Here is a 20,209-nt window from a genome sequence, read left to right on the forward strand (position 1 = left end):
CTTATGACTGAAAGGAAGCCTGCGGTGTTGTAACCGGTATTTGATTGGTTTCGGCTGCTTTCGAATGTTGTTCTTCCACAAGCTCTTCAATATTAAAGATCTTCATGAAAAGGTCCATTGCTTGATTTGCATCAGGTCGCGCAGCCAATTCTTTCGCTTGTAATATAGGGTCTTTTAAGAGCTGGTTGATGATACTTTTTGTATGTTTATTTAACACTTTTAGATCACGCTCTGATAAATTTGGCAGCTTTCTCTCCAAACTAACCATGGTTTCCGATTGGATTACATGTGCTTTTTCTCTAAGCGCCGAGATAACCGGGACCACTCCAAGCATACCTAGCCATTGCTTGAACTCAACGATTTCTTTTTCAATCATGAGCATGATTTTTTCAGCCGCCTTCTTACGTTCTTGCAGGTTGGCCTCAACAATCCCCTCTAGATCGTCGATATCGTATAAAAAGACATTTTCAAGTTCAGCTATTCTTGGATCCAAGTCGCGCGGTACAGCAATGTCCACCATAAATAGCGGCTTACCCTTGCGCTTTTTCTCGACCTTGACCATCATTTCTTTTGAAATAACAAAGTCTTTTGCACCTGTTGAACTGATCAGGATATCTGCTTCCACCAATGATTTCTCTAATTCAGCTAAGGATCTTGCTTTGCCGCTGAAACGATGAGCTAAGTCTTGTGCTTTTTCATAGGTCCGATTGATAACTGTAACTTTCATCACACCGTTACCATGCAGGTTTTGGGCAGCCAATTCACCCATTTTTCCTGCGCCAAAAATTAACACATGTTTATTAGCAAGTGAACCAAAAATCTTCTTCGCCAATTCCACTGCGGCATAGCTGACAGATACAGCATTCGCACCAATATCCGTTTCTGAATGCGCGCGTTTGGCAACGGTAACCGCTTGTTTAAATAAGTGGTTAAATACGGTCCCCGTAGTTCCAACTTCCTGCGCTAGTATAAAGCTCGTACGAACCTGGCCAAGGATTTGTGTTTCTCCTAAAACCATGGAATTAAGTCCACAAGTAACGTTAAATAAATGATCAACTGCGCCATCGTCTTCATACACAAATAAAAACGGAGAAAATTCTTTTTGTTCTATCCCGAACCATTCTGACAGAAATTCTTTAATATAATAGCGGCCTGTATGTAATTGATCCACAACCGCATAAATTTCCGTACGATTACATGTAGACAAGATGATATTTTCTAGGATGCTTTTTTTGGTATTTAATTTTTTTATGGCCTCCGCAAGATCAGCTTCATTAAATGACAACCGCTCACGAATTTCCACAGGGGCAGTTTTATAGTTAATACCGATCACTAATGTATGCATTTGAAAGGACACCCCCAATAGATATTGCAACTTAACTAGTATGATTATATCATGAGCAATTTCGACTTTTGCTCGAAAAATGTGAACAGAAAACGAAACTATATGGTAATATATTTAAGTAAAGTCGAGTAATGCTGATCCCGATAGGGACACATTAACAAAGATTCCTTTAGACTTTCTTAATACCCATAACTTTTTTTAAATACTTCCTTATGTACAGTACCAAAAAAATGGACGAGATTCAAGTGAACCTTACTGGAAGCGGTGTTTTAAATGAAGAATCAACGAATTTTTCCTGGGATCATTCTTATAGGCTTTGGAGCTTACTTCCTATTGCAGCAAACTGGGATCACTATTTTCCAACAATTTTTCACATGGCCGACCTTACTTATGATTGTTGGAATTGCCTTTTTAGGTCAAGGGTATTCTGCTAAAGAGTCTGAGGCAATACTTCCTGGGGTCATTATGGCTGGATTTGGACTTCACTTCCATCTTGTCGGTAAGGTATCCTTTTGGCCTAGTAACAATATTGGTATGTTAATTTTAATCATTTCAATCGGATTTTTTCTGCGATTTCAAAAGACGAATTCAGGATTGTTCCAAGCATTCCTCTTTCTTATTTTAGCAATCCTTCTTTTATTTTATGATAAAATTACTGCCTATTTTGATTTACTTCAAAATGGGATGAGTTTTGTGTGGAAATTTTGGCCCGCTCTTCTTATTGTGGTTGGTATTTATTTTCTCCTAAAGAAGAAAAAATAACGCCTGGCGCTTATGCCCAGGCGTTTATTTTTTACATAAAACTCTGTAGAACAGACCATGCTTCGTCTTTTCCTAAACCAGTTTCCGATGAGAAAAGAACCATTTGGTCATTTTTATCAAGATCTAAGGTTTCTCTTACTATTTTTAAATGCTTTTGCCATTTCCCTTTGGGGATTTTATCTGCCTTGGTAGCAATGATGACAGTGGGAATTTCGTGATGCTTTAAAAAATCATACATCATGACATCATCCTTTGATGGTGGATGTCTAAGATCAACAATTTGAACCGCCGCTTTTAATTGCTCCCGAGATGTAAAATACGTTTCAATCATTCTTCCCCAAGCGGCCCGCTCAGATTTTGAAACCTTTGCGTATCCATAACCAGGAACATCGACAAAATGCAGCATTTCGTTAATTAAATAGAAATTAAGCGTTTGTGTTTTTCCTGGCTTGGAGGATATTCTTGCCAAACCTTTTCGGTTTAGCATTTTATTGATAAAAGAAGATTTACCGACATTGGAACGACCTGCAAGCGCAAATTCAGGTAAGTCTGTTTCCGGGTATTGTTCTGGCTTTACTGCACTGATGACTATCTCTGAGCTGACTACCTTCATTTCACTTCACCTTCCAACAGGGCATGCTTCAAGACTTCGTCCACATGGGAAACAAGGACAAAATCCAGTTCATTCCTAACGCTTTCAGGAATATCATCAATATCTTTCTCATTATCCTTTGGAAGAATAATTTTTGTTAAGCCCGCTCGATGAGCACTAAGTGTTTTTTCTTTTAAGCCGCCAATTGGAAGAACTCTGCCTCTTAAAGTAATCTCTCCGGTCATTCCTACTTCTCGGCGAATGGCTCTGCCCGACAAGGCTGATACAAGCGCCGTTGCTATGGTAATACCGGCCGATGGTCCATCCTTAGGAACTGCACCTTCTGGAACGTGAATGTGGATATCATATTTTTCATGGAAATCCTCATCAATCCCTAGTTCCTTAGCTTTGGATCGGATATAACTAAATGCCGCTTGTGCTGATTCCTTCATTACGTCGCCAAGCTTTCCAGTTAACACAAGTTTCCCTTTCCCTGGTGCTAAAGAAACCTCAATCTGAAGAGTGTCTCCACCCACCGTTGTATAGGCTAACCCAGTTGCTACTCCAACTTGATCTTCTGACTCGGCCATCCCATAGTGGAATCTTGTTTTTCCTAAAAACTCTTCAATATTCTTTTCGGTAATGATGACACGCTTCTTTTGACCGGAAACAATGATTTTTGCCGTTTTCCGGCAAAGTGTTGCCATCTGACGCTCTAAACTTCGTACGCCTGCTTCACGTGTGTAGTAACGAACGACTTTTAGAATCGCATCATCGCGGACCTTAAGAATTCCTTTGGAAAGACCATTTTCTTTAATCTGTTTTGGAAGTAAATGATCTCGGCAAATATGGACTTTTTCAAGTTCCGTGTAGCCCGCAATCGTGATAATTTCCATTCGGTCCAAAAGCGGACCAGGAATTGTTGATAAGTTATTGGCTGTCGCTATAAACATGACCTTGGAAAGATCATAGGTTTCTTCTATATAATGGTCACTAAAGTTACTATTTTGTTCAGGATCAAGTACTTCAAGCATGGCGCTTGATGGATCCCCGCGGAAATCGCTTGACATTTTATCGATTTCATCAAGTAAAAAGACCGGGTTAATCGTACCCGCCTTTTTCATTCCTTGGATGATTCGTCCTGGCATTGCACCCACATAGGTTCTGCGATGTCCACGAATTTCAGATTCATCACGAACACCGCCAAGTGAAATGCGGACAAAATTTCGATTGAGTGATGTCGCAATCGAGCGGGCAAGGCTTGTTTTCCCAACCCCTGGAGGTCCTGCAAGACAAAGGATTGGTCCTTTTAACGAATTCGTCAGCTTCTGAACAGCTAAATATTCGAGGACGCGCTCCTTTACTTTTTCAAGTCCGTAATGGTCCTGATTTAATATCTTTTCAGCACGGAGAATATCAATGTCATCCTCTGTTTTTTTCGACCAAGGGATGGAAATGAGCCAGTCGATATAATTGCGAATTACGGCACTTTCAGCTGAGCTTGCTGGCACCTTTTCATAACGTTCAAGTTCTTTTTGTGCGGCTTGAAGAACATGTTCAGGCATATTTGCTTGCTCAATTTTTTTGGTAAGTTCAGCAATTTCGCCAGTTTTGCCTTCCTTATCGCCTAATTCCTTTTGGATCGCCTTCATTTGCTCACGCAAATAATACTCTTTTTGCGTCCTTTCCATGGAACGCTTAACACGCTGACCAATCTTTTTTTCTAAATTCAAGACTTCTTTTTCGTTATGAATGGTATCAATTACTTTGTTTACTCTTTCTTTAATATCTGTCATTTCAAGGATTTCTTGCTTTTCCTTCAATTTGATTGGTAAATGGGAAGAGATGATATCCGCCATTCTTCCAGGTTCTTCAATATCTGCAACTGAAGCATAGGTTTCTGCAGAGATCTTTTTCGATAATTTTATGTATTGCTCGAAATAATCAAGCATCGTTCTCATTAAGGCTTGGTCTTCGACATCTTTCGTATCCGGGTCTTCGTGGGTAATAATCGTAACAGCATAGTGGTCTTCTTCATCATGGAATGAAACGATTTCCCCGCGATTTAATCCTTCAACCAATACTCTTATCGTCCCGTTTGGCAGTTTAAGCATTTGTTTAACTTTCGTTAAGGTTCCAATCGTGTATAAATCCTCTTCAGAAGGGTCATCAATAGAAACTTCCTTTTGAGTGGTTAAGAATATTAAATGGTCATCTACCATTGCTTTTTCAAGTGCTTGTACTGATCTTTCACGTCCTACATCTAAATGAAGGACCATAGTCGGATAGACGAGCAATCCTCGAAGCGGCAGGAGGGGGACGATCAATTCGCTCTTTTTCGTCAAAATACTGCACCTCCACATGCAAATCATTTTTTTACTGCAAAATCAGAATGGTCTTTGTACAATTCTATCCTATTTATTTTTAAGTGTCTATTTTTAGAGATGGTGTATGAAACCTCATTTTCAGCATGAATTTATTTTCCCCAAACATAAAGAATTCTTTCTATGTTTCTGTTAGATTTCTCACATTAATTATTATGCAATAAAAAACTTCGGTTTGCCTATGAACCACAAACCGAAGTTTTTCGTTAGATACTCTCTTTTTTTGATAGTTCAATCGATGCAGGGATCGCATCCATTTTCTGATAATCATTTACTAGGGCAATCTCAAATACCTCGTGCAGATGGGTAACGGGAATAATATTGATTCCGTCAATTTCTTTAAGAATTGTTTGCATATTTTCTTCTGGGATGATCACCGTTTTTACTCCTGCTTTTTTCGCTGCCTTCACCTTTGGATAGACACCTCCAATCGGCTTTACATTTCCATGGATGCTTATTTCTCCTGTCATTGCCACGGTGTTATCGATTGGAATTTTATAAATAGCGGAATAAATTCCTGTCGCCATTGCGATTCCGGCCGATGGTCCGTCAATGGGAACACCACCTGGGAAATTCACATGGATATCATAGTCATTTGCTGGTACACCCATTGATCGCAAAACAGTGATAACGTTTTCAATCGAACCGCGCGCCATACTCTTCCGACGAATCGATTTCCCTTGTCCGCCAATACTTTCTTCATCTACGATTCCAGTAATATTGATCGATCCTTTATCTTTTGCTGGGATCACAGTCACTTCGATTTCTAGTAATGCACCTGAATTCGGACCATAGACTGCCAGTCCATTGATAAGTCCGACATGAGAAATATCATTAATCTTTCTTTCCATTCTTGGTGACATTTGACTAGCATGAATGACCCATTCAATATCTTCATCCTTGATAAAATTACGGTCTTCCGTAATCGCAAGTCCTGCTGCGATCTGAATCAAATTGACTGTTTCACGGCCATTTCTTGCATAGTTTGCGATGGTATTCACACCAAGTTCGCTTATTTGAAGGTTAACTTTTTTCGCGGCATTATTGGCAATTTCCACAATTTCTTCCTGATTTAAATCCCTGAAGAAAACCTCCATACAGCGCGATCGAATCGCAGGCGGGATTTCACTCGGCGTTCTTGTTGTCGCGCCGATTAAACGAAAATCAGCCGGAAGTCCATTTTTAAAAATATCATGGATATGCGTCGGGATTTGGTTATTTTCCTCGTGGTAATACGCACTTTCCAGGAAGACCTTGCGATCCTCTAATACTTTTAACAGCTTATTCATTTGAATCGGATGCAATTCGCCGATTTCATCGATAAACAAGACACCGCCATGGGCGTTGGTAACTGCCCCTTGTTTCGGCTGTGGAATTCCTGCTTGTCCCATCGCTCCGGCACCTTGATAGATTGGGTCATGAACGGAACCAATTAAGGGATCGGCAATACCTCTTTCATCAAATCGTGCCGTTGTTGCGTCTAGTTCAATAAACACGGATTCAGGTTTAAATGGTGATTTACGGTTTTTTTTCGCCTCTTCTAACACAAGCCGTGCAGCTGCTGTTTTTCCAATTCCTGGGGGTCCATAAATGATCACATGCTGCGGATTTGGTCCACATAGTGCTGCTTTTAATGATTTGATTCCATCTTCTTGGCCGACAATGTCTTGAAAGCTTGTAGGCCGAACTTTTTCAGCTAATGGTTCTGTAAGTGAAATGGATCTCATTTTGCGAAGCTGATCCATTTCCTTTCGGGATTCCCGATCAATGGATACTTTTTGTGTCCGCTGATTCCTCAGCAAATTCCAAAAATACAGCCCAATGATGATTCCGAAAAATAGCTGTATAAATAAGGCAATCCCCGTCCAACTCATACATTTCCCTCCTGCATTTCAACTTATTACTAAATATATATTAATAAGTATTTCCTGCAGTGGGGTGGAATAAACCACAAATTGTAAGAAACTGTTCGGAGGGACGATACAACTAGAAAAGACCCGGCCTAAGCCGAGTCTTCGTCAATTATTATGCAGATTTTTCTTCAGCAACAACAGTTCCATCTTCCAAAAGAAGTTTTGGAACACTATTGTTAATAACCGTTTCTTTAGTAATGACACACTTTGTAATGTCATCACGTGAAGGAAGGTCAAACATAACATCGAGCATAATTCCTTCGATAATCGAACGTAAACCACGGGCGCCGGTTTTGCGTTCAATTGCCTTTTTGGCAATTTCAGTCAATGCGCCTTCTTCAAATTGAAGTTCAACCTCATCGATTTCAAGCATTTTTTGATATTGTTTAACAAGTGCATTTTTTGGCTTTGTTAAAATTTCAATCAATGCTGCTTCGTCCAATTGCTCAAGACTTGCGATTACAGGAAGACGTCCGATAAATTCAGGAATTAATCCAAAGCGTAATAAGTCTTCAGGTAATACTTTGGAAAGAAGTTCTTTTTGTCCCACTTCCTGCTGCTTAATTTCTGAACCAAAACCAATAACTTTTTGGCCTAAACGACGCTTAATAATCGGTTCGATCCCGTCAAATGCTCCGCCGCAGATAAATAGAATATTTGTTGTATCGATTTGAATAAATTCTTGATGCGGGTGTTTTCTTCCCCCTTGTGGTGGAACACTTGCAACCGTACCTTCAAGAATTTTTAATAATGCTTGTTGAACACCTTCACCAGAAACATCCCTTGTAATCGAAGGATTTTCGGATTTTCGTGCGATTTTATCAATTTCATCAATATAAATAATTCCTTTTTCTGCCTTTTCAACATCATAATCAGCAGATTGAATTAATTTTAATAAAATGTTCTCAACATCTTCCCCAACATATCCAGCTTCGGTAAGGGAAGTTGCATCTGCAATCGCAAAAGGTACATTCAGAATACGTGCCAGTGTTTGGGCTAGTAAAGTTTTACCGCTTCCTGTTGGTCCAATCATACAAATATTACTCTTTGCAAGCTCAACATCATCTATTTTGCTATTAGAATTGATGCGCTTATAGTGATTGTAAACTGCAACAGAAAGAGACTTCTTTGCTTGATCTTGACCAATAACATATTCATCAAGAATTTCACAAATTTCTTTTGGCTTTGGTACATCTTTAAATTCTACTTCTTCTTCCGTTCCAAGTTCTTCCTCAACGATTTCGGTGCAAAGTTCAATACATTCGTCACATATGTAAACTCCTGGCCCGGCAACCAGTTTACGAACTTGGTCCTGCGTTTTACCACAGAAGGAACACTTTAATTGTCCTTTTTCATCATTAAATTTAAACAATCCTTTCACCCCTTAAAACGTGTTAAAACCCTATTGTAACTTGCGAATCACACAACCAAAATTCGAGTCTTTTTCTAATAATTGAATAGTATGTATGTTGCATTGTAACACATAAAGCCAATGGACTGGAAATAAAAAGCTTAGGGTAAATATGTTTTTCAGAACTCTCATTTTGTTAGGTGTGATTCATTTTAAAAACTTATGTACTCATTAATCTTAACCATAATGAGGAAAATAAATCTCAAACCTGTCTGGAAATTATTTATTGTTTATTCGCTATGTCTAACTTGTTTTCCTGCCCATTGTTAAAAATGTTCCCACTTCTTATTATAATATGTAATTGAAAAAATGTATAAAACAAGGCACGATTCAAATCGTGCCTTGCAATATTTTAAACATTACTTCTTGTTTTCAACAATAAAGTCAACCGCTTTTTTAAGTTTAAGGTCTGATTTGATACCTTCAAGTCCGCCTAATGCTTGTTTAATGCTATCAACGGTCATGTTGTACATTCCAGCCATGTTCTCAAGTTCTGCATCAACTTCTTCTTCAGTTACTTCAAGGTTTTCAGCCTTAGCAATCGCATCTAATGTTAAGTTCGTACGAACGCGAATTACAGCTTCTTCTTTCATTTGCTCACGTAAAGCATTTTCGTCTTGACCTGAGAATTGGAAGTAAAGTTCAAGGTTCATACCTTGCATTTGTAAGCGTTGTTCGAATTCTTGAAGCATACGATTTACTTCGCTGTTGACCATTACATCTGGAATTTCCACTTCTGCATTTGCAGCAGCTTTTTCAACAACTGTATCACGTAAATGATGCTCAGCTTCGTGCTTTTTGCTGTTTTCTAAACGAGTTTTGATTTTCTCTTTAAGTGCGTCTAATGTTTCAACTTCATCATCCACATCTTTAGCAAACTCGTCATCTAATGCAGGAAGTTCTTTACCTTTAATCTCATGAATCGTTACTTTGAATACTGCAGGTTTACCAGCAAGCTCAGCTGCATGATATTCTTCAGGGAATGTAACTTCCACGTCTTTGGATTCGCCAGTAGCTAAACCTACTAATTGCTCTTCAAAGCCAGGGATGAATGATCCTGAACCAATTTCAAGTGAATGGTTTTCAGCTTTTCCACCTTCGAACGCTTCGCCATCAACGAATCCTTCGAAATCTAGAACAACAGTATCACCATTTTCAATTGTGCCTTCTTCTTTAACTACAAGCTCAGCTTGACGCTCTTGAAGAGTTTTTAGTTCGTTAGCAACGTCTTCGTCAGTAACGTTTGTATCGAGTGCTTCTACTTCTAAGCCTTTGTATTCGCCTAATGTTACTTCAGGTTTTACTTGAACAGTAGCTTTGAAGATAAGTTCTTTGCCTTTTTCCATTTGCTCGATGTCGATATCTGGACGGTCGATTGGCTCGATGCCTGTTTCGTCAATTGCACTTCCGTATGCTTCTGGAAGAAGAATATCTAATGCATCTTGATAAAGTGATTCTACACCAAAACGCTTTTCAAACATTGGACGAGGCATTTTTCCTTTACGGAAGCCTGGAACATTTACTTGCTTAACAACTTTGTTAAAAGCCGCAGTTAGTCCTTCATTTACTTTTTCCGCACTTACTTCAACCGTAAGAACGCCGCGGTTACCTTCTAGTTTTTCCCATTTTGCTGACATACATTTTCCCTCCAACAATCTATTCTCATATCATTCGTAACGAATTTGAGTTTGGAAATAACTTGTCCATCAAGCTATTATCCTTCTTTTAAATGTGTTTTTTACACAATGCAACCACTACATTATAACATAGGTTTGTTTTCTTTCAACAGCGAAGCCTATATATTAGGATAAGAAATTTTCTCAATTCCCTCAATCATCGCGATAGCTTCTTCTATTTCCTCCACCGGAACTTCATATTCTCCGGACAAGTGATGTATCTTTATGTCCATACCTAGGTAATATTCGGCCAAGTGGTGAAAGGCTGCAGCCCAAGCAGCAGTGCTTTTCGGCTGCAATTCGAAAGGATAGCTTATAAAAAAATTTCGCTCTGCCATTCTGAAGCTGTTTTCAAAAAGAACGGGGTCTTCACTTTCTAGTCGAGCCTCTAATAAAGCCTTTACCTCTTTCAATCTTGGTTCTTCCCTAACTTCTGGAAGATGTGTTGGAATAACTTTTTTCTCCATCTCAAATTTCATGACAGATAATTCTCTATCAATTTCCTGTTCTTTTAAAAGAGATAACAGGATTGTTTTAAGGAATGGATGTCCTGCTTCTGCTGCCAAATATTCGGCAATCTCAGGGAGGTAGGGGCGAATGTTTTTCTCAGCCAAGCTCGAAACGAGGAGCATTTGTTCGTTTAGATTATCAATCGAAAAAAGGTTTAGTTCATGAACGTTTGTTTCCTCTAGGGTGATGTCATATGTAATTGATTCTGTTTCTGTTTCTGTGTCTGGTTGACGGTTTTCTGCCATTCTCCGGCTGAATTGCAGGATGGTTAAAAAGTGGTCATGTTTTTCAGGCGGAATCTCTTTTTCCTCTAATAAGACTTCAATTGTTGCTACAATTTCCTGGTATTCATGAAGCTGGATCAGGACCGTCAAATAGAGATCGACCATTTGCAAATAGTCCCCAATTCCTTTATGAAGCATTTCTTTGGCAAGTGCTTTTGCTTTTTGAAAAGAAGATGCTTCAAAATAGGCCAGAACCAAACCAATCAATATTTCGTCATTATCAGGATCATGTTCTCTGGCTTCTTCCAAAAGGTTTATCGCTTCGTTAAATTTTTTCTTTTCAAGGTTTTCCAGACCTTTATCAGTTAATCTTTTTTCAAGTCCGGGAAAAAAGATCACATTATCTATTCTTTTCACAGGTTCCCGTTTTTTCATAAAATCCGTCCTTATGATAGTCTTGGAACATAGTTTAGCATAAATAGAAGGCAAAAAAAAACTCACTTATAAAAGTGAGTTTTTTTCTACCATGTAGTATAGCGTCCCAGGAGAGATTCGAACTCCCGACCCACGCCTTAGAAGGGCGTTGCTCTATCCAGCTGAGCTACTGGGACATATAAGTTGTTTAAGACAAGATTTATTATATTACCGTAATAACAAAAAGTCAACAGACTTTCTATTATTTTTTTAAAAAAATAAAAGGGAGAGGAAATCTCCCTCTCATTTATCGAAGGGTAAATTCACGAGCAAGCTCTGGAATTTCCCGTCCATCCGCTTCAAACACTGACATTTTAACTTTCTCATCCTGCAAATCAAGAATAACATAGGTTTTTTCTAAGAGTTCCCTTGGCAAACGAATGCTGCCTGGATTTAAAAATAAGGTACCATCTATCACTTCCGCACCAAGGACATGCGAATGGCCAAAACAGACGATATCGGCGTTTACTTCCTGTGCTTTATATTTAATATTCATCAAAGAAGATTTTACTGAATAAAGATGCCCATGAGTAACGAAGAATTTCTTCCCCGCCGCCTCGGCTATCGTCTCCAACGGATATCCGCTGCCGAAATCACAATTACCCCTTACCGTTATATATCCAGATATCGCTTGATCATCAGGCATCAATTCCGAATCGCCACAATGAATCATTAAATCAACATCTTCAGAATGCCTTTCTCTTAGCACTTGGAGTTCTTTCGTCAACCCATGGCTATCACTAACCACTAAAATCTTGCTCATTACTTCTCCGCTCTTTCTAAAATAGAATCCAAGACCACATCAAGCTTTTTCAACGCATTCGCACGGTGGCTGATTTTATTTTTTTCTTCTGATGATAATTCGGCCATGGCTAGACCTTTCTCAGGCACATAAAAAACAGGATCATAGCCAAATCCATTGGTACCTCTTTGTTCTTCAAGAATACGACCTTCACAGGTGCCTGACACTGTTATGCTTTCTTGACCTGGAACGGAGACAGCTAAAGCACAGTAGAATCGTGCGGATCGCTTTTCATCTGGAAGTCCTTTTAATTCTGACAGGACTTTATCTGTATTGTTCTGGTCATTTTTTGGTTCCCCAGCATAGCGTGCTGAATAGATTCCTGGTCTTCCTTCAAGCGCGTCCACCATCAGGCCAGAATCGTCGCCAATCACCATTTTCCCAAGTGCTTGGGAGACAGCTTCCGCCTTCAAGATCGCATTTTCTTCAAAGGTCGTACCCGTTTCGTCTACGTCCGGGATTTCAGGAAAATCAAGCAAGGTTCGGACTTCGATCCCTCTTGATGCAAAGATATGCTCAAATTCCCGCGCCTTTCCAGGATTTTTCGTCGCAATAATAACTTCTTTCACTCATAACCGCCCCTTATTTTTGTCTTCGTGATTCTATTTTTCGGGTAATCTCTTCACCTAGAACCTCTTTTTGTCGTTCAAATAGGTCCATAAGCCCAGTTTGAGCAGCACTAAGCAGACCTTGAAGCTGCTCGTAGGAGAATGTTGATTCCTCGCCCGTTCCCTGCAGTTCAACAAATTCGCCATTTCCAGTCATGACTACATTCATATCGACCTGTGCCTTAGAATCCTCTGCATAATTTAAGTCAAGAACAGTTTGGTCATTTTGTAAAATCCCCACACTTGTTGCCGCTAAATAATCCGTAATCGGAAACCTTGCAAACGACTTTTTCTCTGCTAAAGAATTTAAAGCGAGGGTCATCGCCACAAATGCACCGGTGATCGAGGCTGTTCGTGTCCCGCCATCCGCTTGGATCACATCGCAATCGATCCAAACGGTTTTTTCACCCAACGCCCCTAAATCGACAACTGCTCTAAGGGCACGCCCGATTAACCGTTGAATTTCCATTGTCCGGCCAGAGACCTTCCCTTTTGACGATTCGCGAATGTTTCTTGTTTCTGTCGCCCTTGGCAGCATCGAATACTCGGCAGTAATCCAGCCTTTGCCTTCCCCTCTCATAAAATGAGGAACTCTCTCTTCAATACTTGCAGCACAAATTACTTTCGTATCACCAACAGAAATAAGGACAGAACCTTCAGGGTGCATTAAATAATTTGGTTCAATATGTATGGGCCTTAGTTGGAGCGGCTCTCTTCCATCAACACGCACAAATACTACCTCCTTCAACTTTGTAAAGCATTTTTAAATTGGTACATGAATTTTACTTATACCAAATAAAGAAGAGGCGGGCTTAAAGCCAACCTCTTTCTTGGTCACTATATAGTATAACAAATAATTTTTTTTAAAAACTACCTGTATTGACTTTTTCTGGTCGAGTTACTGGTTCAGTTAATTTTTTGCCATTGTCATTTTTGATGTCTGCCTTGCCATTTACTTGAACAGCCACTTTTTCAACACCCTCTTGTTCCGTTAAGGAAAGCACGAGTGCATCTAGTAAATGCTGTGAAATTTCCTTTTCTTCAAAGCTGCCAAAAATATTCTCATTAAAGTTCAAGGTTACTTGTCCGTCCTCGTACTTTGGCGCCTCTAGGAGTTTAACATCTGACATAAATTCAGATACGAGTGGTGATTTCCCACTAGGTCCTTTTATTAATTCATTGACGACTGCAACATAGGGATCTTTCTCAGTGTTGCTAACCCGGCGCGTCACAGGTACATAATAGTAGGAGCCTTCTTCACCGCCAATATAATAGACAGTTACTGGTTTGGTATTGGTGATATCAGTTACATCCGCTGTATCATAGTTGATACCGGTGGCTCTTGAAAGGTTTTCACTTATTGGTGTTCCATTAACAGGCATTTCCGTTAAATCATGACCGTTCATTTTTAGCTTAACGGTTTTAACATTATCAAACTGAGTCAGCGTCCAAGTGACCGATTGGAGGATCTTCATCTCATCTTCAGCTTGGTAATTCTTAAACTCTTTTGAAAAATTAACCGTGGCGACGCCATCTTTATCAATATTCACAGACAGATCCGTGTCCTCTGGAAGGACTGCTCGAAAATCATTTGGTAGTTGATCTGTAACAGGTCCATTCGCCACTAAATATTCAAGGGCTTGTTTAGCAACTGATGTTGTTTTCGGTAGGTCCAATGTTTGCGGTACAACATAGCCATCTTTATCAATCAGATAAAGCTCCGTTTTGACTGTGTCTTCTTGCTTAGCCGTTTCTTTAGCCGTCGGTTCCTTACTCGTTGTTTTTTCCGCAATAGTCGTACTCTTTGGTGGATCAATTTTCTTTTGTGTTTCCGACCCTAATAATCCACAACCTGACAGTAGAACTGTTGAAGTAAGCACAGTCGACATAAGGATCTTTGCTTTATTTTTAGACATAACTATTTCCCCCTAAGACAGTTTGTACTAACATGTATACGAGCCTAGAGAGAAATTAGACCGACTTACACAAGAAAAATAGAACAATATTTAAAAAAATAACATAAATAGTAACAATGGTAAAAATGGTGTCAGGCACCACTCGTGTACAAATGTCCACGAGCGGTGGACGTTATCATTTTTTCAGCAAAATAAAAACGAGCCTCTTATTTAAAGAAGGCTCGACTTATAGCTTGATCTTTTGCACATTGTTAATTGGATTCCCCAGCCATTGTGAGGCGATTTTTGAAAATATCCGCCTTGAACCGGTAGTGTAAAATTCATGCTCTGGTTCTTCTTCACACGAATCAAGTAACCCATTAAATTGGAGGATTGCACTTATTTCTCGAGCGGTCTCATCACCAGAACTAATTACGCTTACAGACTCACCCATGACATTTTTTATGACAGGTTCAAGCAATGGGTAATGGGTGCAGCCTAAAATAAGGGTATCCAGGTTCTGATTCTGCATCGGCTTTAAAGCCTCGTCGACAATTCTTTCCGCAATCGGTCCACCAAATTCATCACTCTCTACAAGAGGGACAAATTTTGGACAAGCATGTGCTTTGACAAAAAGCCGGCTATTTAATGATTTCAAGGCTCTTTCATAAGCACCACTTTTTACTGTACCCACTGTGCCGATAATTCCGACACGGTAGTTTTTTGTCTTTTTGATTGCCGCCCGTGCGCCTGGATTAATTACCCCTAAGACTGGGATGGACAATTCCTTACGAATCTCGTCTAGTGCCGCTGCTGTTGCCGTATTGCAGGCAATTACGAGCATCTTAATCTTCTTTTCTAATAAAAAAGAGGTCATTTCCCAAGTGAACCTCTTTACTTCCTTTGTTGTTCTCGGACCATATGGGCAACGTGCGGTATCCCCCAAATAGATGATTTTCTCATTTGGAAGCTGTCTGATTACCTCTTTGGCAACAGTTAATCCGCCAACGCCGGAATCAATAACACCAATTGCTTGTTTCAAACTTATCGCCTCTTTTAACGCATTTCCTGATGCAATTTCGTTAAGCTTTTTTGAAGAAGTTGAATTTCTTCAGATGAGAAATCGACCAACACTTCTTCTAAATAGACTTGACGCTTTTTAATCACTTCATCAATGATTCGCTTGCCCTCTTCAAGTAGATGAATTCTGACAACACGACGATCGTTTGGATTTTTTACCCGCTCTACGAGTAAATTTTTCTCCATTCGATCAACAAGATCTGTCGTCGTACTGCATGCCAAATACATCTTATTAGAGAGCTCCCCAATTGTCATATCACCATCTTCAAAGAGCCATTGCAATGCAATGAATTGCGGTGGAGTAATCGTATAATTACTTAGCATTTCTCTTCCTTTTTGCTTGATGATCCCAGAGATGTAGCGTAAATCCTTCTCAATATTGGCAACAATGTCACCATTTGCTTCTTGTGAATTTTCGTGTTTCATCTCATAACACTCCTATAAAAAGCTTCTCTTCTCCTCAAGACCATATCTATTTAAACATATTGTTTAAAAATTAAATATCTAAATACTTACCTTATTTTCTACTTTTTTCGCTAAAAATTCAAGTTGAAACTATTAGAAATATTAGTTTAAGACTCTTTGGAGTATAATAAAATAGAAATTAGAATAATCGACCAAAGGTGAGATAAGAATGGAAATTGTAATCAGCAAGACAGCACTAAAGTGGTTTAAAGACGAAGTAGAGTTAAAAACAGGAGATAAGGTGAAGTTTTATCCAAAGGTTTATGGAAACAGCCCTGTGCAAGAAGGTTTTTCGCTCGGTTTCACAGTAGATAACGAGCCAATCGATATGATAACTAAATTCGAATCAGAGGGCATGTGGTTTTATGTTGAAGAAAGGGACTTGTGGTTTTTTAATGGACATGATTTACAGGTAAATTACAATGAAAAAACAGATGAATTAGAATATAGTTATACCAAGTCACCGGAATAATAGAATACTCAACAAAAATAGGAAGGTTGTTCTCAGCCCTCCTATTTTAGTCTTTATTAAAACTCCTGCCTATTTTATTTACCATTTTTTCGAAAAACCTCTCCCCCTCTGTTTAGACCTTTCCATCTTATCTCCATTAATTGGCAGTATAACTTCGATTAGCGTTCCTTTTTCATCGCTCCAAAAATGAACGGTCCCATGGTGATTATCAACAATTTGTTTGGAATTCATAATTCCTAATCCAGTGCCGCTCTCTTTTGTAGTAAAAAATGGTTCCCCTACTCGTTTTAATACATGATGCGGCATTCCACTTCCTGTATCCTTAATTAGCATCTTTACTTGATTAAAACCGTGCTTTTTCAGCTCAATAGTGATCACCCCGCCATTCGACATCGCTTCAATCGCATTTTTTAAAAAATTTATAACCACTTGTTTTAGTTGATTTTTATCGCCGTTGATGATTAAATTTCCACAATCATTAACAAATTCAATCTGCACATTATTCATAATTGCCTGGGTATCAATCAGCGTTTTCACATCTTCAATCAATGCTTGTAAAAGCACTGGCTCAAACTTTAGATCTTGTGGTTTTGCGAGTATCAATAACTCACTGAGAATGAGTTCAATTCTATCAATTTCCGATTGGATAATATCAAAGTAAGATTTATGGTCATTTAGCTTTGTTTCTATTAATTGAAGAAACCCTTTAATCGCAGTGAGTGGATTTCGTACTTCATGTGCAATCCCTGCTGCCAATTGGCCAGCTACATTTAATTTCTCAGCATTTAGTAATAGTTCTAGTGTTTTTTTTCGATCAGTTATATCCCTGATAATAACATGCCTTGCTCGTTTATTTTGAAATATCGTGGGAATTCCTTTTACTTCCGCCTCAAACACAGTGCCATCCAACCTGATCAATTTATATTCAAAAAAGTCTGTTGCATCCCCACGCGTTACTATTTCCACCCGTTCTTTAATACGCCCATGATAATCAGGATGGATGAGATCGACTATTTTCTTTTGTTGAATTTCTTCTTTGTTTGATGCTCCAAATAATCTTGCACCCGTTTCATTTATAAAAAGAATGTCATCTTCACAGGCAATGATTACGGCGTCAGGTGAATTGTCAACTAAATCCCGATAGGATTCTTCACGTTTTTCTAATTCTTCTTCTATATTCGTTTGAATTGATCCATTATAAGTTGCTTTTATTGAACTGCCCATCTTTATTTATCTATTCCTTCCCCAATAAAATAAAAGCCAAGATAGGAGTCATCCCATCCTGGCTTATGTCTAGCTCAATTGAAATTGTCTAGTTCACTTCCGCCTTTATGCTGTTGGTGATAATATTAGTACGATTACACTTTTATCGCGATAAAAATCCCAATCCACAAATATATCATTCACTTTCGTTTGTAGAATCGATTCAAAATTACCGCTATTATGTAATAATCGCTTCTCTAGATTCCGTTTCGCAATCCTTAATATCTCAAAGTTCCCTAAACGAATTAACTCCTTCTCAATTGGCACAAGAATTCCATTTCTAATAACTACCAGCGTTCTTTCATTTAATAAATAGGAAACGACCTCTTCAGGCGTTTTTTCCGCTTGAAGGCTTATTCTATTAATTTCTTGGTGAAGAGATTCTTGACCATGATAATTACAGGTTTTTTCATTATTAATTTCGATTTCGGTCGAGGTAGAGCCAATACAAACAAATAATCCACTTTTATTATGTAAATCCCAATCATAATAAAACTCATTAACTTCCATACTTGTCAAAATTTTAATATAGGCTTTAAACTCAGGGATTAATTTTTGCATCAACAAATCTCTTGTTGTTTGGATCATCGCTTCTTGGTGCTGCCCTAACAAAACACTTTCAGAAGGCGAAATAAAGTTTCGTAAATAAACAGTCAGTATCGTGTGATTATAGGAAACATAAACAGATTCGGGACCTTTGCCGAAGTTTTCACGGAGTGTTCTCCCAATATAACCCGCCAGTTCTGTTTGCACTTGTTTGTATTCCAAGAAAAACATCCTTTGATGAGATAAAAGCATTATTTCTTTTATCCTAGGTTTATTTTAAATGTCTATAACTAGATTATCAATTTATTTATAAAGATTTATTCGCAATTTTTGTAACAAATTCTTTTCGTTGACAATTTCGCACTGAATTCGTGGTTGTTATCACACACAACCTGAATAAAATTATTTCCTAGATTAACAATAACCTTAGTGTTACTTTTTAACACGAATCTTCAATGTGGAGGGATATGCTTTGAATATTCTCTTTAGCTTATTCTCAACCTTAATTATTATGGGGGTTAGAGCAGCCTTCTTATTTAGTCATACCACTTCCCGGCTAAAATTGTGGTTTAGAATGCCTGCTTTCAAGTAAGCATAAAAGTATTTTTCAAGTATCGCTGATCTGCATTGTAGACAAAAGGGTAAGCATTTTGTTTGCTTCCCTTTTTTATGGCTATCTATTCAAAATTAAACCGGCCTCCCCAAGAGGATGCCGGTCATAATTAAAGTTCTAGCTCTCCCATTCGAAGGAGCTCTACAACTGCTTGTGAACGCCCCTTTACACCAAGCTTTTGCATGGCATTTGAAATGTGATTCCGAACCGTTTTTTCGCTTATAAATAATTCACCAGCGATTTCTTTCGTTGTTTTGTCTTGTACTAATAACTCGAATACTTCTCTTTCTCGTTTGGTGAGTAACGGCTTGTGATTATAAACATTCTCCTTCAAGTACTGTAACCCTCCTTGCCTTCGCCAGTATGAACACGGGGTGGGTATATATTTAGTCAACATATCTTATGTGAACAGTTCTAATGTAGTGACTATATTTACAAACAGATGATTGGTTTTTATAAAAAAAACTCCTAGCGATTAGGAGTTTTTGGGCTTTGCATAAATAATGTATCGTTTTGGGGCATTTCCTATATAACTAAACGGGTAACAGGTTGTTAAGATTAATTCCTCTTTATTATGTTGGAGCGTAATAATGCTCGTATCATCAGACTTAACAATTTTGGTATCAATTATTTCATAAGTATAGGATCCATACGGCATTTCCATCTTCAGTGAATCGCCAATCTCAAGTTCCCCTAATTTACGAAAAACGGTGTCTCGATGTCCTGAAAGAACAATTTGTCCTTGATCACCAGGATAATAGGCTCCTTTATAATGGCCGACACCTTTTTCGAGATCATCGGGGTAGGTTCCTTCGATGATTGCTAACTCTGCTTTGATTTTTGGAATGGCTAAAAGACCAACTGTCTCCCCCATTTTTGGCGGCTTGCTGTTTACTTCCCTCTTTTTAGGGGCATCTTCAGGCTGGTCTGCAATTAGTTCCTTAGCTTGCTTGAGTGAAGCATGTGTTTGCGTTTTCACATCTATAAATTGCCAAAGCCCAATACCTACTAATATTAATCCTGTAAGAATAATTAACAGCGGAAATTTAGATTTCACCTGTATGTACCTTCCTTTTTCAACGAACTAACGTTATTAATAAGAGTATAACAAATCACTACTGAAAGAACCATTGCAATTGTAGCCCATAGACGACAAAAAACCTTCTTTTCAATG

General features: G+C 38.6%; 19 protein-coding genes and 1 tRNA gene. 2 read left to right on the forward strand and 18 right to left on the reverse strand.

Annotated elements, in window-relative coordinates; translation table 11 throughout:
* Position 1 precedes the first annotated feature (1 nt).
* Positions 2-1,345, reverse strand: a complete 1,344-nt coding sequence (gene hemA / locus J7E66_RS13755) for a glutamyl-tRNA reductase (protein ID WP_215000896.1) — start codon at positions 1,343-1,345, stop codon at positions 2-4.
* Between the two features lie 273 nt (positions 1,346-1,618).
* On the opposite strand from hemA, the gene J7E66_RS13760 reads away from it, so the two are divergent.
* Complete coding sequence (locus tag J7E66_RS13760; protein WP_214731802.1) at positions 1,619-2,107, forward strand: LiaI-LiaF-like domain-containing protein; 489 nt, start codon at positions 1,619-1,621, stop codon at positions 2,105-2,107.
* Positions 2,108-2,138: 31 nt separating this feature from the next.
* Here the strand turns inward: J7E66_RS13760 and yihA are convergent, their stop codons facing one another.
* The 13 genes from yihA to J7E66_RS13825 all read right to left on the reverse strand — a co-directional run bounded on the left by yihA (position 2,139) and on the right by J7E66_RS13825 (position 16,102).
* Positions 2,139-2,720: a ribosome biogenesis GTP-binding protein YihA/YsxC gene (yihA, locus tag J7E66_RS13765; RefSeq protein ID WP_215000899.1), complete on the reverse strand. Its 582-nt coding sequence runs from the start codon at positions 2,718-2,720 to the stop codon at positions 2,139-2,141.
* A complete protein-coding gene (gene lon, locus J7E66_RS13770; RefSeq protein WP_215000902.1) occupies positions 2,717-5,044 on the reverse strand; it encodes an endopeptidase La in 2,328 nt (775 codons plus the stop codon). The genes yihA and lon overlap by 4 nt, the downstream gene beginning before the upstream one ends.
* A 245-nt stretch (positions 5,045-5,289) precedes the next feature.
* Positions 5,290-6,957 (reverse strand): ATP-dependent protease LonB, encoded by a 1,668-nt coding sequence (lonB, locus tag J7E66_RS13775; RefSeq protein WP_215000905.1) that lies wholly within the window; start codon positions 6,955-6,957, stop codon positions 5,290-5,292.
* A 151-nt stretch (positions 6,958-7,108) separates the two neighbouring features.
* Positions 7,109-8,368 (reverse strand): ATP-dependent protease ATP-binding subunit ClpX, encoded by a 1,260-nt coding sequence (gene clpX, locus J7E66_RS13780; protein WP_215000908.1) that lies wholly within the window; start codon positions 8,366-8,368, stop codon positions 7,109-7,111.
* 398 nt (positions 8,369-8,766) lie between these two features.
* On the reverse strand, positions 8,767-10,044 hold the full coding sequence (tig, locus tag J7E66_RS13785) for a trigger factor (protein ID WP_215000910.1): 1,278 nt from the start codon (positions 10,042-10,044) through the stop codon (positions 8,767-8,769).
* A 158-nt stretch (positions 10,045-10,202) separates the two neighbouring features.
* Positions 10,203-11,252, reverse strand: coding sequence for a tetratricopeptide repeat protein (locus J7E66_RS13790; protein WP_215000913.1), 1,050 nt, complete (start codon positions 11,250-11,252; stop codon positions 10,203-10,205).
* Between the two features lie 102 nt (positions 11,253-11,354).
* Positions 11,355-11,428: transfer RNA gene (locus tag J7E66_RS13795), tRNA-Arg, on the reverse strand.
* A 110-nt stretch (positions 11,429-11,538) separates the two neighbouring features.
* Entirely contained in the window at positions 11,539-12,054 is a 516-nt protein-coding gene (locus J7E66_RS13800; RefSeq protein ID WP_215000915.1) for a metallophosphoesterase family protein, read from the reverse strand.
* Positions 12,054-12,662 (reverse strand): XTP/dITP diphosphatase, encoded by a 609-nt coding sequence (locus tag J7E66_RS13805; protein ID WP_215000918.1) that lies wholly within the window; start codon positions 12,660-12,662, stop codon positions 12,054-12,056. The genes J7E66_RS13800 and J7E66_RS13805 overlap by 1 nt, the downstream gene beginning before the upstream one ends.
* A gap of 13 nt (positions 12,663-12,675) precedes the next feature.
* Complete coding sequence (gene rph / locus J7E66_RS13810; RefSeq protein WP_215000920.1) at positions 12,676-13,431, reverse strand: ribonuclease PH; 756 nt, start codon at positions 13,429-13,431, stop codon at positions 12,676-12,678.
* A gap of 133 nt (positions 13,432-13,564) precedes the next feature.
* Complete coding sequence (locus J7E66_RS13815; RefSeq protein ID WP_215000922.1) at positions 13,565-14,617, reverse strand: GerMN domain-containing protein; 1,053 nt, start codon at positions 14,615-14,617, stop codon at positions 13,565-13,567.
* A 226-nt stretch (positions 14,618-14,843) separates the two neighbouring features.
* Positions 14,844-15,638, reverse strand: coding sequence for a glutamate racemase (gene racE, locus J7E66_RS13820; RefSeq protein WP_251032917.1), 795 nt, complete (start codon positions 15,636-15,638; stop codon positions 14,844-14,846).
* A gap of 14 nt (positions 15,639-15,652) precedes the next feature.
* Positions 15,653-16,102, reverse strand: a complete 450-nt coding sequence (locus J7E66_RS13825; protein ID WP_215000924.1) for a MarR family winged helix-turn-helix transcriptional regulator — start codon at positions 16,100-16,102, stop codon at positions 15,653-15,655.
* 208 nt (positions 16,103-16,310) lie between these two features.
* Between J7E66_RS13825 and J7E66_RS13830 the strand changes: the two genes are divergently transcribed.
* Positions 16,311-16,613: a HesB/YadR/YfhF family protein gene (locus tag J7E66_RS13830; protein ID WP_088089177.1), complete on the forward strand. Its 303-nt coding sequence runs from the start codon at positions 16,311-16,313 to the stop codon at positions 16,611-16,613.
* Between the two features lie 78 nt (positions 16,614-16,691).
* Here the strand turns inward: J7E66_RS13830 and J7E66_RS13835 are convergent, their stop codons facing one another.
* The 4 genes from J7E66_RS13835 to J7E66_RS13850 form a co-directional block, all read right to left on the reverse strand.
* Positions 16,692-17,837: an ATP-binding protein gene (locus J7E66_RS13835; protein WP_215000927.1), complete on the reverse strand. Its 1,146-nt coding sequence runs from the start codon at positions 17,835-17,837 to the stop codon at positions 16,692-16,694.
* A 105-nt stretch (positions 17,838-17,942) separates the two neighbouring features.
* Positions 17,943-18,644 (reverse strand): Na-translocating system protein MpsC family protein, encoded by a 702-nt coding sequence (locus J7E66_RS13840; protein WP_251032918.1) that lies wholly within the window; start codon positions 18,642-18,644, stop codon positions 17,943-17,945.
* Positions 18,645-19,144: 500 nt separating this feature from the next.
* Positions 19,145-19,369 (reverse strand): spore germination transcription factor GerE, encoded by a 225-nt coding sequence (gene gerE / locus J7E66_RS13845; protein WP_026563391.1) that lies wholly within the window; start codon positions 19,367-19,369, stop codon positions 19,145-19,147.
* 141 nt (positions 19,370-19,510) lie between these two features.
* Positions 19,511-20,092: a class D sortase gene (locus tag J7E66_RS13850; protein ID WP_215000930.1), complete on the reverse strand. Its 582-nt coding sequence runs from the start codon at positions 20,090-20,092 to the stop codon at positions 19,511-19,513.
* Positions 20,093-20,209: the final 117 nt, after the last annotated feature.

This window comes from Bacillus sp. ISL-7 (assembly GCF_018613065.1).